Annotated in this window: 18 protein-coding genes; 10 read left to right on the top strand and 8 right to left on the bottom strand. The window is 68.6% G+C overall.

Annotated elements, in window-relative coordinates:
- The first annotated feature begins 68 nt into the window (after positions 1–68).
- Positions 69–728: a DUF6766 family protein gene (locus tag OIE47_RS22925; protein ID WP_326556586.1), complete on the top strand. Its 660-nt coding sequence runs from the start codon at positions 69–71 to the stop codon at positions 726–728.
- 24 nt (positions 729–752) lie between these two features.
- Here OIE47_RS22925 and OIE47_RS22920 read toward each other — a convergent pair whose 3' ends face one another.
- The 6 genes from OIE47_RS22920 to OIE47_RS22895 all read right to left on the bottom strand — a co-directional run bounded on the left by OIE47_RS22920 (position 753) and on the right by OIE47_RS22895 (position 4,630).
- The gene (locus OIE47_RS22920) at positions 753–1,433 is read right to left on the bottom strand and encodes a DUF3618 domain-containing protein (RefSeq protein ID WP_326556585.1); all 681 of its coding nucleotides are present in this window, start codon (positions 1,431–1,433) and stop codon (positions 753–755) included.
- 5 nt (positions 1,434–1,438) lie between these two features.
- Positions 1,439–1,888, bottom strand: coding sequence for a phage holin family protein (locus tag OIE47_RS22915; protein WP_326556584.1), 450 nt, complete (start codon positions 1,886–1,888; stop codon positions 1,439–1,441).
- Complete coding sequence (locus tag OIE47_RS22910; RefSeq protein ID WP_326556583.1) at positions 1,885–2,580, bottom strand: hypothetical protein; 696 nt, start codon at positions 2,578–2,580, stop codon at positions 1,885–1,887. The genes OIE47_RS22915 and OIE47_RS22910 overlap by 4 nt, the downstream gene beginning before the upstream one ends.
- A gap of 108 nt (positions 2,581–2,688) precedes the next feature.
- A complete protein-coding gene (locus tag OIE47_RS22905; RefSeq protein WP_326556582.1) occupies positions 2,689–3,411 on the bottom strand; it encodes a TetR/AcrR family transcriptional regulator in 723 nt (240 codons plus the stop codon).
- Positions 3,412–3,506: 95 nt separating this feature from the next.
- The gene (locus OIE47_RS22900) at positions 3,507–4,004 is read right to left on the bottom strand and encodes a peptidoglycan-binding domain-containing protein (RefSeq protein WP_326556581.1); all 498 of its coding nucleotides are present in this window, start codon (positions 4,002–4,004) and stop codon (positions 3,507–3,509) included.
- A 29-nt stretch (positions 4,005–4,033) separates the two neighbouring features.
- Entirely contained in the window at positions 4,034–4,630 is a 597-nt protein-coding gene (locus tag OIE47_RS22895) for a peptidase inhibitor family I36 protein (protein WP_326556580.1), read from the bottom strand.
- A gap of 116 nt (positions 4,631–4,746) precedes the next feature.
- On the opposite strand from OIE47_RS22895, the gene OIE47_RS22890 reads away from it, so the two are divergent.
- From OIE47_RS22890 to OIE47_RS22850, 9 genes are all read left to right on the top strand, one after another.
- A complete protein-coding gene (locus OIE47_RS22890) occupies positions 4,747–7,572 on the top strand; it encodes an AfsR/SARP family transcriptional regulator (protein ID WP_326556579.1) in 2,826 nt (941 codons plus the stop codon).
- A 132-nt stretch (positions 7,573–7,704) separates the two neighbouring features.
- Positions 7,705–8,193 (top strand): hypothetical protein, encoded by a 489-nt coding sequence (locus OIE47_RS22885; protein ID WP_326556578.1) that lies wholly within the window; start codon positions 7,705–7,707, stop codon positions 8,191–8,193.
- The gene (locus OIE47_RS22880) at positions 8,120–9,928 is read left to right on the top strand and encodes a pentapeptide repeat-containing protein (protein ID WP_326556577.1); all 1,809 of its coding nucleotides are present in this window, start codon (positions 8,120–8,122) and stop codon (positions 9,926–9,928) included. Before OIE47_RS22885 ends, OIE47_RS22880 begins: the two co-directional genes overlap by 74 nt.
- Positions 9,929–9,985: 57 nt before the next feature.
- Positions 9,986–10,420, top strand: coding sequence for a PPOX class F420-dependent oxidoreductase (locus tag OIE47_RS22875; RefSeq protein ID WP_326556576.1), 435 nt, complete (start codon positions 9,986–9,988; stop codon positions 10,418–10,420).
- Positions 10,421–10,432: 12 nt separating this feature from the next.
- Positions 10,433–10,906, top strand: a complete 474-nt coding sequence (locus OIE47_RS22870) for a hypothetical protein (RefSeq protein WP_326556575.1) — start codon at positions 10,433–10,435, stop codon at positions 10,904–10,906.
- Between the two features lie 53 nt (positions 10,907–10,959).
- Positions 10,960–11,253 (top strand): hypothetical protein, encoded by a 294-nt coding sequence (locus OIE47_RS22865; RefSeq protein ID WP_326556574.1) that lies wholly within the window; start codon positions 10,960–10,962, stop codon positions 11,251–11,253.
- 122 nt (positions 11,254–11,375) lie between these two features.
- On the top strand, positions 11,376–11,546 hold the full coding sequence (locus tag OIE47_RS22860) for a hypothetical protein (RefSeq protein WP_326556573.1): 171 nt from the start codon (positions 11,376–11,378) through the stop codon (positions 11,544–11,546).
- Positions 11,547–11,570: 24 nt separating this feature from the next.
- Positions 11,571–12,074 carry a DUF4265 domain-containing protein gene (locus OIE47_RS22855; RefSeq protein ID WP_326556572.1) on the top strand — a complete coding sequence of 168 codons (504 nt, stop codon included), beginning with the start codon at positions 11,571–11,573 and terminating at the stop codon, positions 12,072–12,074.
- Positions 12,026–12,433 (top strand): hypothetical protein, encoded by a 408-nt coding sequence (locus OIE47_RS22850; protein ID WP_326563350.1) that lies wholly within the window; start codon positions 12,026–12,028, stop codon positions 12,431–12,433. Before OIE47_RS22855 ends, OIE47_RS22850 begins: the two co-directional genes overlap by 49 nt.
- Before the next feature lie 122 nt (positions 12,434–12,555).
- Here OIE47_RS22850 and OIE47_RS22845 read toward each other — a convergent pair whose 3' ends face one another.
- Positions 12,556–13,107: an SMI1/KNR4 family protein gene (locus OIE47_RS22845; RefSeq protein ID WP_326556571.1), complete on the bottom strand. Its 552-nt coding sequence runs from the start codon at positions 13,105–13,107 to the stop codon at positions 12,556–12,558.
- 135 nt (positions 13,108–13,242) lie between these two features.
- Positions 13,243–14,118, bottom strand: a complete 876-nt coding sequence (locus OIE47_RS22840) for a hypothetical protein (protein WP_326556570.1) — start codon at positions 14,116–14,118, stop codon at positions 13,243–13,245.
- Positions 14,119–14,192 lie beyond the last annotated feature (74 nt).

The following is a 14,192-nucleotide window of genomic DNA, read 5'->3' as shown; positions in this document are numbered from 1 at the left end:
GCTGAGCTGCGCGTTTCCCCTTCACCACGGTTGGGCAGAAGGTGACCGTTCGGTGAGAGGAGCCGGAGATGAAACGCTGGCTGCGGAGCAACGCGCTCTCGGTGACGATGTTCGGGGCCTTCCTGCTCTTCCTCATCCTGCAGAGCGTTTTCGGATGGCAGACCCGCAACGAGGAACTGACCCAGTACGGGCTCGGCCCCGAGGGCTACCTGGCCTACCTCGGTACGGGCCACTTCGCCGAGGCGGTGTTCGAGAACTGGGAGTCGGAGTTCCTCCAGATGGGCGGTTACGTCCTGCTGACCGCGTACCTGGTGCAGCGCGGCTCGGCGGAGTCGAAGCCCGAGCAGGAATCGGACCGCCCGGACGACCGACCCGACCACGCCAAACCCGACTCACCGTGGCCGGTGCACGTACGCGGTCTGGCCCTGGTGGTCTACCGCAACAGCCTCTCCATCGCCCTGCTGCTGCTCTTCGCCGGCTCGTTCGTGGGGCACCTGTTCGGCGGGACCGCCGAATACAACGAGCAGCAGGCGTTGCAGAGCGGGGCGGCGTCGATCAGCGCCTGGCAGTTCATGCGGACCAGTGACTTCTGGTTCCAGTCGATGCAGAACTGGCAGAGCGAGTTCCTCGCCGTCGGGGTGCTGGTCGTACTCAGCATCTTCCTGCGGCAGCACGGGTCACCGGAGTCGAAGCCGGTCACCGCGCCGCACGCGATGACCGGCGCCTGACCGGGCCGCCCCGTACCCGCCGGCTTACTTCTGGCGTACGTCGTTCGCGGTCTGCTGGGCCTGCCCGCGCAGGTTCTGCCCGGTCGACTGGGCCTGGTCACGCAGGGACCCGGCGCCCTGGGTGGCCTTCGACCTGACCGACTCGGCGGCCTGCTGCGCCGGTCCGCGCAGGTTGTCCTGCGCCTGCTTGGCCATGTTCGTCGCCTGCTGCTTGAGGTCGCCGGAGTGCTCGGTCGCCCGGCTGCGCAGTTGTCCCGCCACCCGACGCTCCCGATCGCTCGACGGCAGCAGCGCGGAGGCGAGCACACCGAGGCCGAACGCGACGAGACCCGCGGCGAGCGGGTGGCCCTGCGTCTGCTGCTGGGCGTTCTGGCCCAACCCGTGGATCCGATCACTCGTGGCATGGCCCATCTCCTGCGCGCGGGCGCTGGTCGCGTGGCCCATGTCCTGCGCCCGGTTGGCCGTCGCGGAGGATGCCTGCGAGATTCGCCCCTCGGAGACGTCGGCCGCGTGCATGGACGCGTCCCGGGCGTGTGCGGCGCTTCCCATCACGTTCTCCTTGACCCTCTGCCAGGTGCCGCGGGCCCGGTCGACCTGTTGGCGTGCCTGGTGGCGTGGGTTCACCTTGTCCCCGAGCGCGTTGACGTTGCGACCCAGGTCGTCCTGGGTGTCCTCGATGTTGGCTCGGATCTGATCCGGATCCATGCTGCTCACTGGTGTCCCCCCGTTCGGTGGTCTCCCCCGGCCTTGACCGCGTCCGGTATCCGCCGGACCGATCCCGATGTCTGCGGCAGGGCCTTGAGGCCCCGCATCCGCTGGCGGGCCATGGTGATCAGCACCGCCGCGATGACCGCCCAGACCGCCGCGACTATCAGGGCGGACCACCCCTGGTCGATCACGTTCGACAGCCCCCACCACATCGCGTACGAGAGGAACAGGAGCACCATGAACCCGCCGAGGGCGGCGCCGCCGAACATGCCGGCGACCTTGACCGCGCTGCGTACCTCGGCTCGGGCCTCCGCCTTGGCCAACTGGATCTCCTGGCGTACCAGGGTCGAGGTGTCCCGGGTGATCGCGGTGAGCAGTTCGCCGATCGACGCCTGCCCAGGGTCCCGCTCCCGCTCCTGGGCGGCTCTCGCGCCACCGGCCGCCGCGCTCACAGCCGTGCTCCTCCGGGTCGCGAGTCTGCGGCCGGCACCCCCGGGTCCGCTTCCTCGTCGACGTTGCCGCGCGCGGTGCTCTGGAACGACGCCCCCGGCGCGGTCGACTCGCCCGGCCGGTAGTCCGACATCGTCCCGGACCCGCCGCCCTGGCGGTGGCCGTCGCCGCGATGGCCGTCCTCGTGCATGTCGCCGCCGCTCTGCATGGAGCGCATGCTCTTGCCCAGCCGACCGGCGAGGATCCCGGCGACCGCGGCGCCGGCCAGGAAGATGCCGGGGTTACGCCGGGCGTAGTCGCGTACCTCGCTCACCACCGTGCCCGGTTCGCGCTGGTCGAGCCATTGCGCGGCCTGGTGGGCGCGGTCGGCCGCGTGCCGTACGAGATCGGTGGCGACGCCCTGCTGCTCGGTCCGCTCGGACATCGTCTGCAGTTCGTCGGCGAGCGCCCGCAGACCATCGGCCGCACGATGCTGCTGCTCGTTGGCCTGCTGCTTGAGCTGGTTCGACGCCTGTTCCATCAGTTGCCGTGCCTGCCGGCTGGCCTCGTTGGCCACGTCCCGGCTCTGGTCGACGGCGCTGTGCGCCAGCTGACCGCCCGCCTGCGATACCTGCTGACCGGTCTGCGCGGCGCCCTGTTTGGCAGCCTGCACCTTTGCCGCCCGACCGTCACCGGCATTCGGATTCTGCGTCATAACCAGCCCCCAACAGTGCCGTGCCGTCACCGTCTCGACGGAGTCGTCGAATCGGTGCTGGCTACCCGCCCGACCAGGGGTTATGCCGGAGCAGGGGCGGCGGCCGGGTCAGCTTCCGAGCCGGGTGAGCAGTTCGCGCATCAGGGTCAGCTCGCCGGGGGTGAGCCCGGCGGGGTCCCGGTCGAGCGCGGCGAGCAGGGCGATCGCCGCGGTCGTACGCGACGAGTCCCCGCCGCCGGTCACCCGGTGCTGCGGTGCGATCAGGATCCCGCCGAGGATCGCCTCGCGTACCCGTTCGGAGAGCCGGAGGTCCCAGCCGTCCTCGGGTTGGGTGATCAGGCTGAGGGTCACACCGACGTTGGCGGCCAGGATCTGCCCGGCGGCCTCGGCCGGTGGCACCCGGAGCAGGCCGCGCCGGGCCGCCTCGTCCAGCAGCCGGACCAGCATGTCGGTCGCGGGACCGGTGATCGCGCACGGCCGTCCGGGTACGACGTCCCCGTAGAGCAGGGCGTAGAAGTTGGGGTGTTGCAGACCGAAGTCGACGTGCCTGTCCCATCCGTCGCGCAGGTCGCGTACGGGGTCGTCGGAGAGTTCGGGCGACCCGGCGGGTGAGACGTACTGGGTGAACCCGTGGTGGATCACCGCGTCGACCAGCCCCTGCTTGCTGCCGAAGTGGTGGTAGAGGGTGGGCGCGGTCACCCCGGCCAGGTCGCAGATCGCCCGGGTGGAGAAGGACCGGTCGCCGCCCTCCATGAGCTGCGCGGCGGCCAGCAGCAGCCGGTCCCGGGCGGGCGCGGCCTCGTTGATCCCCAGCGTCACCTCGGGCTGCATAGCGCTACATTACCCGACCTAGCGGTGATCGAACGGTTCGGACGACGCCGGCCGGAGTTCCCCGTTGAGGACTCCGACCGGCATCCGGCTAGGGATCAGCCCGGGAAGTAGCAGCCCTGCATCATCGGGCCGCCGTTCTTGCCGAAGATGGCGAACCCCATCCAGGCCCGGGTCTGCGGCCCGTAACCGCCGTCCTCGGCGATGTTCGCCCATTCCCAGGTGGCGTTGATGTCCCGCTGCACCCAGAGCACCGCGTTGTACGTGTTCTGGCCGTACTTGCCGTCGAGCAGCAGCCCTCGGCTGTAGCAACTGTTCAGCGCCTCCTGGAGCACCTTCACCGCGAGGCCCTGGTGACCGCGCGACAGGTGGCACTCCTTGTTCCCGGTCTGTGCGCCGTACGTGGGCACGTGCATGTCGCTCGGCGGTTGGCTCGGGGCGGAGATGTAGGTCAGGTTGTTGCAGACCGGCGTGGCGGCCTGGGCGGTCCCGGGCAGGACCACCGCCAGTACGGCCGTCGCCAGGAGCAGGAGCAGGGCGGAGACCACGGTGATCGCACCGCGCTCGGGTCGGTGTGACCGAACGTTTCGCAACATGTTTCCCCTTCCGGGTCGGTGTTCTCCGGTCAGCAGGTCTGTACGGCGTCGATCCGGTCGTTCATGTGGGAGCCGTCGTCGGCCTTGTCCTTGCTGAGGTCCCGCCAGTAGCCGTACGCCTTGAGGAACTTGAGGTCGTCCCAGCCGCCGCCGTCGGACCGCCAGTCGTAGAAACCGGACCAGGTCCCGCTGCTCTGGTTGTTCATGATCGACGACACCTTGTCGCTCCAGATGCCACCGTCCGGGAACGGCCACGGTCCGAAGTTCTCCACCCCGCGACCGCAGACGGTGAACGTGATCCGGGGCCCGACGAAGCCGTGCTCGGACCAGAGGCAGAGGTAGTAGTAGCCGCAGTTGGCCATGGTGCTCGCACCGCCGGACGGGTCCGGAACGGTGACGAAGGCCCCCTCGGTCATCTCGACGGTGTACCGGTCGATCCGCTTGGCGCCGGGGAAACTCAGCATCCGGTCGATCTGCTGCTCGACCGTCTGGTTCGCCGACACGACGGGGTCGACGGCCACGGCCGGCTCGGCGGCCGGGGCGGCGCCCGCCGGTGCGGGGACGGCGGTCGCCGCCAGTACCCCCACCAGCGCCAGGCCGAGAAGTCCGGACAGGTGCTTGCGCATACGTGCTCCGTTCCGTTGGTCGGGTATCGCATTGACGTTCACCGTTCTGCTGACGAGGATCGGCGACAGAGGTCGGCCTTTTCTTGGCGAAACATCAAAAGCACAGGTCAAGCCCGGTGTACGGCGACCAGCCGGGCGCGAAGCGGAGGCAGCGGGTGGAGTTGCGGCTCCTCGGACCGGTCGAGGTGTGGATCGACGGCGGCCTGCTCGACGCCGGGCCGCCCCGGCAGCGTGCGGTGCTGGCGGCGCTCGCCGTCGACGTCGGCCGGACCGTCTCCACGGACGCGCTGATGAGCCGGGTGTGGGGTACGGCACCACCGCAGCGCGGGCGGCACACCCTGCACGTCTACATCGCCCGGATCCGGCAGTTGCTGGCCCGCGCCGACGCGCCCGCGACGCTCGTCCGCCGATCCGGCGGTTACCTGCTGGAGACCGAGGCCGGGCGGGTCGACGTACACCGGTTCGAGGCGCTGGTGGCGCAGGCCGCGACCGACCGACTGCCGGACGAGCGGCGGGCCCTGCTGCTGCGGCGGGCGCTGCGGCTGTGGCGCGGCGACGCCCTGGCCGACCTCTCCGGCGACTGGGTCGACCAGGTACGCGAAGGGTGGCAGCGGCGCCGCCTCGACGCGGTGCTGTCCTGGGCGCGGGCGGAGCTGCGGATCGGTAACCCGGACGGGGTGATCGGGCAGCTCACCGAGCTGACCGCCGCGCATCCCCTGGTGGAACCGCTGTCGGCGACCCTGATGCGGGCGTTGGTGGCCGCCGGGCGGGGCGCCGAGGCGCTCGACCACTACAGCCTGGTCCAGACCCGGTTGGCCGACGAGCTGGGCGCGGACCCGGGGCCGGAGTTGCGGGACCTGCACCGGGCGATCCTGCGCGGCACCATCGGCACCGCCGCCCCGGCCAACGCACCCATGTCATCCGCACCCGCCCGGCCCGCCCAACTCCCCGCCGACCTGCCCGACTTCGTCGGTCGGGCGGCGCTCGTCACCCGGCTGGTCGCGGCGTTGCGGCCCTCCGGTGGGAACCCGGCCGTCGCCGCGATCACCGGCATGGCCGGCGTCGGCAAGACCAGTCTCGCGCTGCACGTCGCCCACCTGCTGCGCACCGACTACCCCGACGGGCAGCTCTTCGCGGACCTGCGCGGCATCCAGGCCGAACCGGTGGACCCGATCCGGGTCGTCGGGGCGTTCCTGCGGGCGCTCGGCGTGCCCCCGCCCGGGGTGCCGACCGACCCGGCGGAACGGACCGGCCTGTGGCGTTCGCTCCTGTCCGACCGGGCGATCCTGGTGCTGCTGGACAACGTCCCCGACGCCGGCGCCATCCTGTCCCTGCTGCCCGGCACCGGACCGGTCGCGGTGCTGGTCACCAGCCGCGAACCGCTGACCGGTCTGCCCGCCACCGTCGCCGTCGACCTCGACGTCTTCGACCGGGACGAGAGCCTGGACCTACTCCGAGCCGTCTCCGGCGCGGGTCGCGTCGCCGCCGACCCGGCCGCCGCGGCCGAGGTCATCGACGCCTGCGGGCGGCTACCGCTCGCGGTCCGCCTGGCCGCCGCCCGGCTCGCCGCACGTCCGAACTGGACGGTCGCAGACCTCGCCGCCCGGCTGGCCGCCGGCCACCGCCGGCTGGAGGAACTCAGGGTCGCGGACCAGGAGGTACGGGCCAGCCTGGAGCTGAGCTACCGGGCGCTGAGCGCCGCCGGGGCGACCGCGTTCCGGCACCTGTCCCGGGCCGAGCTGGGTGAGCTGTCGGTCGACGTGGTGGCCGCCATGCTCGACGTCGACCCGACAACGGCGGCCGGCATCGCCGAGGAACTGGTCGACACCCGGCTGCTCGGCTCGCCCCGGTCGGGGCGATACCGCTACCACGACCTGGTCCAGCTCTTCGCCCAGGAAAAGTCCACCCGCGACGATCCGGACGGGATCACCGGCCTGCTGCTCGGGCGGCTGGCCGAGGCGTACCGGACCCTGGTACGGGACGCGCGACAGGCCGGTCAGGGCGTACCGGCCGGCCGGTTCGAGGACGCCGAGCAGGCCCGGCAGTGGCTGGCCGGCGAGTGCCACCTGGTGGTGGCGGCGGTGCTCCGGGCGGTACGGTCACGGGCTCCGGTGGACCCGGCGGTGCTGACCGACATCGCGACCGCGCTCGGCCCGTACCTGCGGGCGTCGGGTGAGTGGGACGAGGGCCACCGGTTGGCGTACGCGGTCCTGGAGCTTGCCGAACGCGACCGTGACCCGGCGACGGAGCTGGTCGCCCGGATGCCGCTCGGTCAGCTCGCCACCCTGCGCAGCGACTTCGACGAGGCCGGGACGCAGTTGAGCCGGGCGTCGGCGCTCGCACACAACCTCGGTGACGTACGCGCCGAGGCGCAGGTCCTGAACCTGCTCGGGCTCCTGCTGTTCTGCCAGGCCAGACCGGTCGCCGCGATCGAGGTGCACGAGGCGTCGTTGAAGCTCTTCTCCGACCTGGACGATCCGGCCGGGTGCATGGCCGCGCGGATCAACCTGGCCAAGTGCCTGGCCACCCAGAAACGGGGTGAGGAGGGCCTGTCGGTGGTCGCCACGGCCGAGAACCTGCTGCAACCCGGCGACGACGGCTCCCGGACGATGCTGCTGCACCAGAAGGCGCGCTGCCAGTCCTCGACCGGCCGGTACGACGAGGCACTCGACACCCACCAGCGGTGCCTGACCCTGGTCCGGCGTCACGGCATGCGCGAGGGTGAGGCGTACGTGCTCGCCGAACTCGGGGTCACCCTGCTCGACGCCGGTGCACCCGAGGAAGCCCTGGCTCATCTGCGTACGGCGGTGGAGCGTTTTGACGAACTCGGCGACCGGAACGCGGCGGACTCGTACCGGGTGGTGCTCGGTTTGGCGTACCGGGCGCTCGGCGACCTCGACGCGGCCCGAGCCGCCTGGCGCCGGGCGATCGACCTCACCTGACGCCGTTCCCGACTGCACCGCCGAGCGGGCTCCCCCGCCCGTGCGAAGATCCACTCAATCTCGGCCTGACGCCGGTGCTGCGCACCGGCATCACCGACCGGGCCGGGCTGACGAGTGACCGAGGTGCGAGCAGTGCTGACCAACTACCGCGAGCTGTTCCGTCTGGTCCACCTGCGACCGGGCATGTACGGCGTCCGGACGTACTGGGAAACGGCCGCCCTCGTGACCGGGTGCGACGCCGGCACCGGCTGGATGCTGCTCGAAGGTTTCCGCGAGTGGCTACAGCTCCGGATCGGTGCGAACAGCTCTCTCGGATGGTCCAGCATGGTCGTGCAACTCGCGGACCCGACGTACTACGAGCGCAGCCCCCGTGCCTTCACCCCCGCCGTCGAGACGGCGGCGCTCGACCTGATGTTCGAGCTGCTGGACCAGTTCCTGGCAGTGCGAGAACAACACGGCGGCCTCGCGCGGATCTTCGCCGAGTACGCCCAGCGGCAAAAGGTCTGGGAGGACGGGAAGGAGCTGACGGATAGCATCGTCGGCGTAGATGGTGAAGCGGGCTCAGAGTGTCAGCCAGGAGGACGAGACCGTGCCGGTGACGCTACGCCGTACCAAGCCTGAACCGCGGACCCCGATCCTCAACATCGAAAATCATCCGCTCACGACAGCCGACATGATGGCGAAGCCACTCTGGATGAGGCTTCGCCCGCTGGTTGTCGCCGTTATCGGTGGGTCGGTCCTGTCCCTCGCAGCGTTGGGACTGGTGCCGGCGCCGTGGTGGTCGAGCCTTGCGACCACGTTGACGGCGCATACGCCGACGCTGGTGCTGGCAGTGCCGGGAGTGGGCTGCCTCATCCTGGGGTGGATCCTGCATCGGCATCGAAAACTCCAGGATGAGGCATTCACTACGGCGCTGCCGCCACAGCAGTCACTGAGACCGATTCCGCCCTGGACCATCCTCGCCGGAGGCACTGTGGTCGCGGTGATCACCGTGGTAGCAACGTGGGCGCTACAGGGCGGGGTGCCGACTGCGGGTGGAGCTGTGGAGCGGGCACAGCTCCGGGTCGAGACAATCCGAACCGGTTTATCGATTGGCGCGGGTGTTGCGGCCGTACTCGCGCTGGTGCTGGCCCTACGGCGGCAGCAGCTCGCAGAACGAACGCAGCAGGCAACTGAGTACGACGCAGCCGAGCGACGAATCACGGAGCTGTACGTCAAGGCCGCTGACCAGCTCGGTTCCGAAAAGGCTCCCGTTCGGCTTGCCGGCCTCTATGCACTGGAACGGCTGGCTCAAGACAACCCGATGCACCGGCAGAGCATTGTTGACGTGCTCTGCGCCTATCTACGGATGCCTTACCTCGCGCCCGAACGGCCCGGCACCGTCTCGGGGAGCGTTACAACGGAACCCGCTACCGACGAGACTCATGTGCCGAGCGGTGACTCGTCGGCTAGGCCGGAAGAAGACTCACGCGAGGAACGGCAGGTGCGCCTCACCGCACAGCGCATCCTCGCCCGCCACCTGAAACCGGGCGTACGGGGTGGCAGACCAGATCCGATCCACTGGGGCCCGGTGATCCTCGACCTCACCGAAGCCGTCCTGATCGATTTTGACATGACTGGCTGTCACCTCCACCGGGCAACCTTCGACGGAGCGGCGTTCATCGGTGAAGCAGGATTCGACGGCGCAAGGTTTACCGGCGACGCCGAGTTCGACGGTGCTACGTTCGCCGACATCGCTCGCTTCAATGGCGCGACCTTCAGCGATGGAGCGTCCTTCGGCAGTGTGGTGTTCAGGGACGGTGCCTGGTTCGCCGGGGCGACGTTCACTGGCAGTGCCATGTTCGCGAGTGCAACGTTCCGGGGGACCGCCGTGTACGGCAGGTTCTCGGGGGCCGGAGACTTCGAACGGTTCGGCCCTGCTATCGGACCCGACTTCGCCGGATCTATGTTCAGAACCGATGCGGTATTCGGTGGGGCGACGTTCAGCGGGCGTGTCGCTTTCGGAGAATCGACGTTCAGCGGCGACGCGGTGTTCGACAGCGTTGTCTTCGGCGGCGACGCATGGTTCGGATCGGCGACTTTCCGCGGCGACGCAACCTTCGCTCGATCGGGATTCGGCGCGGGTGCATGGTTCGACCGGGCGACGTTCGACGGCAAGGCGTGGTTTAGTGACACGACTTTCGAGGGCGATGCCTGGTTCGGCGGTACGAGCGGGGACGGAGAGGTCTGGTTCGACAACGTGGTTGTCAACAGCAACCGCCCGTTCCCCAGCCTGTGGCCCGAGGGGTGGCATCTTGATCAGTTCGGCAAGACACTGTTCCCGGGTGAACCGCCAGAAAAACCACAGTCAATCTGACGACCAGAGCAGCCCCCCATCGCGGGAAGGAGTCGACCGATACAGCTGTTCTACTCGATGGAGTGGAGTAGCGACGCGATCGAGTGGAGGCAGACCGTGCCGGTGGAGTTCAACGAGGAGATACGCAAGCTGCTCGACGGGCGGAACTTCGCCACCGTGGCCACCCTGAACCGGGACGGCGGACCGCAGACCTCGGTGGTCTGGATCCTCCGGGACGACGACACCGTCCTCTTCTCCACCACCGCCGGACGGCAGAAGGCGCGCAACCTCGCCCGTGACCCGCGGATCAGCCTCACGGTCTTCGACCTGGAGGACCCGTACCGGTCGGTGGAGATTCGCGGAACGGTCGAGCTGGTCGCGGACCCGGAGAAGTTGCTACCGCGTACGGTCTCGCACAAGTACCTCGGCGTGGACCCGCCGCCGGAGTCGGACGACGTACTCCGGTTGGTTGTCCGGGTGAAACCGGACCGGGTCATCGGGATGTCGGTCTGAGGGGCCGGCACAGTGGCCAGGCAGCAGCCGATCTTCTTCGAAACCGAGGTCCGGCGACGCTTCCAGTTCCTCGTGGACGCCTACCACACGGCCGAGCCGGAATACAGCGAACTGCTCCTGCCGGGCGTCCTCTACAAGCGACCGGACCTGTGGGTGTGGGTGTTTCTCGAGTCGGGTGACGGGGCCGGCACCAGCATCTCGGTCAGCGTCGACCTGCTCCGGCGCGACTGGCCCGCCAAGGCGGAACTGCCGGACCTGGTCGAGGCCGCCGAATTCGCGCCCCGACACCTGGTCACCCGCAAGGCCCACACCCCCCAAGCCGTACGCGACACCCTCGACCAGAGCGCGATCTGGCTCCGCCGCCTGATGCCCCTGCTCCTGTCCCCTGATGCCGAAGCCCTCGTACGCAGGGCAACCAGGCATCCGCTCAACCGCGCCGGCAACCCCAAACCCCGCAACCCCAACACCAAATGGAAGTACGCCTGACCGCACGCGTCTCCCGGCGAACGGGCTGGCGGACGCCGGCTACTCTCCCGGGCATGTCGGGTGATCAAGTTACCGTGACGTTCAGCCGGGACCAGGCATTCGTCCTGTCGCACTGGCTGTACGAGGTGATGGGCAGCAAAGACTTCGACCGCATCGTCGACCGGGACCCGACGGTGTGGTCGGCCATCTACGTCCTCGACGGCATGTTGAAGTCGGACCCGCTCATCTTCTCCCCGGACTACAGTGCGCGGTTGGAAGCCGCTCGCGGACGGCTGCGCGAGATCCTGGGGGAAGAGTTCGTGGCGATGCGCCTCGCCGGTGACGAGGGTGAGTCGGGGCGAGCATGAACCCGAGCGCTCCAGACGACCGTGTCCGTGTAAGACGGACGAGGATCGTTTCGGGATTCGGGTGGCTCCTGATTGCCGGCGGGTTCCTGCTTCCGTTGATCGCGTGTTGCTCGGGAGTCAACATGCCGTACCAGGACCCGACGCCCGAGATGGCGGAGCAGTTCAACCGGGAGGTGGCGGCGTCCAACCGCCTCATGAAGCTCGGGTTGGCCGGGGGCGGCGTCCTGCTTGCCGGCGGCATCGGGCTCGTGCTCCGTACGGCGATCACCCGCCGCCGCGCCCGGCGTACGTGACGCCGCCGGGCGATCATGTCGTACGTGAGCGCAACCGCACCGGACCGGAGCCGGCCATCCGAGGACGAGTACGTCAAGATCTGGTTCCGGTTCGTCCCGCGCGAAGGGTGGCTTCCCTACGACACCGAGGGCCTGTGGGCCATGGCCGTCGGTGCTGACACCGCTCGCATCAGCAACGTTCCGTTCCTCCAGGACGGTGTGGCCGAGGGCGACCTCGTACGCTTCGAGGCAGACCCCGCCGGACTCCGTTGGGCTACCGGCCGCGTCGAGTCGTCCGGCAACTGCACGGTACGGATTCTTCCGATCCCCGACGGCCCGCTCGGGCGAAGCGCCCAGGCGGTGCACGACCTCGTTGCACCACTTGGCCTCGGCGGCGAGGTGTTCAGCGAGGAACTTCCTCTCGTCGCGCTCACCGTGCCGGCCGGGGCGGACCTTCCACGGATCAAGGCGTTCCTGATCGAGGGTGAGGCGAAGGGCTGGTGGCACTTCGAAGAGGCCTGCACAACCGAAGCCTGGGAAGTCGCCTGAACGAGAGCGGCGCGCTGAAGCAGGCCAGTGCACTCAGTGACAGCGTTGCCCCCGGCGATCGTCCCCTCCCCGAAGGGCGCCTCGCGCTCCTGAGCAATGATGCCGTGGTGAGCACGCCAGTTGATCCAGGCATCCAAGCAGCTGCAGTGTCCTTCTTGCGCGGCGACCTGTCGGTGGTCGATTACACCTACGCCTTCAGGACGGCGATGAACAAGGTCGTGGAGCTGCGACCGCTCCAGGAGCACGAGCTCGAGCTGTTCTATGCTCTGGAGGAGTGGGAAGAGAGTGGCTGGGCCGGTCGACCGGACGTGGTCGATCGCCTTCGCATTCTGGCCCGCGCAATGGTGGACAAAGCCTGAGTACGACGCCGGAGCCGGCCCCGGCAGAACCGAAGCCGACGGAGGTCCGGCGTGGGTCCCCGGCTCGGTAGGGTCAAGGGGCTGTGGGCTGCATCCGCTGCCCAACGCCCGTCCCGAGGCAGTCAGTCCTCGACGTCGTAGTCCTCTTCCGGCCGCAGGGCTTGAACGAAGCTCACGAAGTTCGGCGCCAGTACGGTGACCCGGTAGTCGACTTTCCTGGTCGACATGGACCACCTGCGGCTCGCCGCCGGGTCCGCAGTCTCGGTAGTCGACGCGATCATGTCGTGCCCCGCAGAGGGACAGTCAGCGAAATACACCCCGATCGCGGGATAACCCCACTCGTCGATCCAAAAGCGGCTACCAGCGCTACCCGCCAGCGAATAATCCTTCTGCCGCCCAATTCCCATGATCCCGGACACGGCGACATGGTCGTCGGCCCACGTGGTCCTTTTCGGCGCCGGGCAGCAGGTGTTGCGGGGCATCCCGCCGTTGTGCAACCGCATAAGGGCCACGTACAGCGCCGGCAACCGGAAGCCCAGTTCCACCTCAACTGATGCGACCAACCCGTCAGACGGCGGCCCGTCAACGTAGGCGCGCATCGCGTAGTCGCTGTCGTCCCAAAACGTATCCAAGTCGAGTTCCGGGAAGCTCCGCTGGAGCGGGCCCTTCGCCATAGATATCTCCCCTCAGCCGGGACGACACGGTACCGCTCCGGATGCAGGATCCTTCGCGCGGGTCGCGCTGCTGCGGGCACCGGCCGACGAGGTCCCAAGCCGGCTAATTGCCGGCACGAGCACCTCGAGCGCCAATCAGGCACGCCCCCACCATGCGGCGAAGAGGGCGCTTACCTGCGTCTTGACCTCCTCTCCAATGATCTCGTGGGTGTCCCCCATGAGCGGTTCGACGGCGTGCTTGTAGACATCTGGGTGCTGTTCTACGGAAGGGCAGGTGTATACGGTCAGTATTCGGAGGACGCGCAGAGTGTCTGCACCTAGGAGGGGGAAGTGGGCTTCCAACAGCCTTTTCAAGGCTGACCACACCTTGTCCACGACGATGCTGATGACGGCGTCGGCAACCAGCCGGGAGATCCCCGACTTGAAGTGCTGTGACAACGCGTTCTTGACGAACTGCCTGGCCGCGTCGCTGAGTAAGTCGATAGCCTTGTTGGTCTTCTCGATCAACTGAATCAGGGCCACCAGCAAGCCGCACCAGGCGTGATTGGCCAAACTTTTCTTGACTTCCCTGGCGTTCGGCTCGTTCTGGACAAGGTTATCGATCTCTATTGAAATCTCGTCCCAAGTGTCCTCCATGATCGCTTTGGCAAAGACGTTCACCCGGTCGAAGTCGGATGACACGGACGCCAGGTCGGCGGTGTCAACATCAGGTGGCATTCGGACGTCCAGCACCGGGCGCGGGCCGGTAGTCCACAGGTGATCGGCGATGTCCAGGCGCGCCAGGTTGAGATAGGTCCGCCGATTGTGGGCGTTGAAGCTCAGGCTCCCGGACCGTCGGTCTGTTTTTACGCCGTGCTCGAGTTCGCGCCGCAACTCGTCGCGTACCTGTCGCGGGCCCGCGGCGAGTGTTGTCCACCCTCGCCAACCGTGCAGCGAGCCGCCGCAGCCGGAGCACTCACAGCCGGGCCTCTGGGCATTGGCGCAGTTCGCTCTGTGGGTGTTCCCTGCCATGCTCAGACCACCATCCAGATCGTCATCGCTCTAGATCACCGATTGATTACGGTACGTGCATGTTTGGTGGTTGC

The organism is Micromonospora sp. NBC_01796, assembly GCF_035917455.1.
Taxonomy (GTDB): Bacteria; Actinomycetota; Actinomycetes; order Mycobacteriales; family Micromonosporaceae; genus Micromonospora_G.
The sequence above is the reverse complement of the archived record's forward strand: the minus strand, read 5'-3'. Positions and strand labels throughout refer to the sequence as shown.

Excerpts from the sequence above, each read along its gene's own strand:
- OIE47_RS22925 (WP_326556586.1), top strand. The coding sequence starts at position 69 with ATGAAACGCTGGCTGCGGAGCAACGCGCTCTCGGTGACGATGTTCGGG.
- OIE47_RS22920 (WP_326556585.1), bottom strand. The coding sequence starts at position 1,433 with ATGGATCCGGATCAGATCCGAGCCAACATCGAGGACACCCAGGACGAC.
- OIE47_RS22910 (WP_326556583.1), bottom strand. The coding sequence starts at position 2,580 with ATGACGCAGAATCCGAATGCCGGTGACGGTCGGGCGGCAAAGGTGCAG.
- OIE47_RS22905 (WP_326556582.1), bottom strand. The coding sequence starts at position 3,411 with ATGCAGCCCGAGGTGACGCTGGGGATCAACGAGGCCGCGCCCGCCCGG.
- OIE47_RS22900 (WP_326556581.1), bottom strand. The coding sequence starts at position 4,004 with ATGTTGCGAAACGTTCGGTCACACCGACCCGAGCGCGGTGCGATCACC.
- OIE47_RS22895 (WP_326556580.1), bottom strand. The coding sequence starts at position 4,630 with ATGCGCAAGCACCTGTCCGGACTTCTCGGCCTGGCGCTGGTGGGGGTA.
- OIE47_RS22880 (WP_326556577.1), top strand. The coding sequence starts at position 8,120 with ATGGTGAAGCGGGCTCAGAGTGTCAGCCAGGAGGACGAGACCGTGCCG.
- OIE47_RS22875 (WP_326556576.1), top strand. The coding sequence starts at position 9,986 with ATGGAGTGGAGTAGCGACGCGATCGAGTGGAGGCAGACCGTGCCGGTG.
- OIE47_RS22865 (WP_326556574.1), top strand. The coding sequence starts at position 10,960 with ATGTCGGGTGATCAAGTTACCGTGACGTTCAGCCGGGACCAGGCATTC.
- OIE47_RS22860 (WP_326556573.1), top strand. The coding sequence starts at position 11,376 with ATGCCGTACCAGGACCCGACGCCCGAGATGGCGGAGCAGTTCAACCGG.
- OIE47_RS22845 (WP_326556571.1), bottom strand. The coding sequence starts at position 13,107 with ATGGCGAAGGGCCCGCTCCAGCGGAGCTTCCCGGAACTCGACTTGGAT.
- OIE47_RS22840 (WP_326556570.1), bottom strand. The coding sequence starts at position 14,118 with ATGGCAGGGAACACCCACAGAGCGAACTGCGCCAATGCCCAGAGGCCC.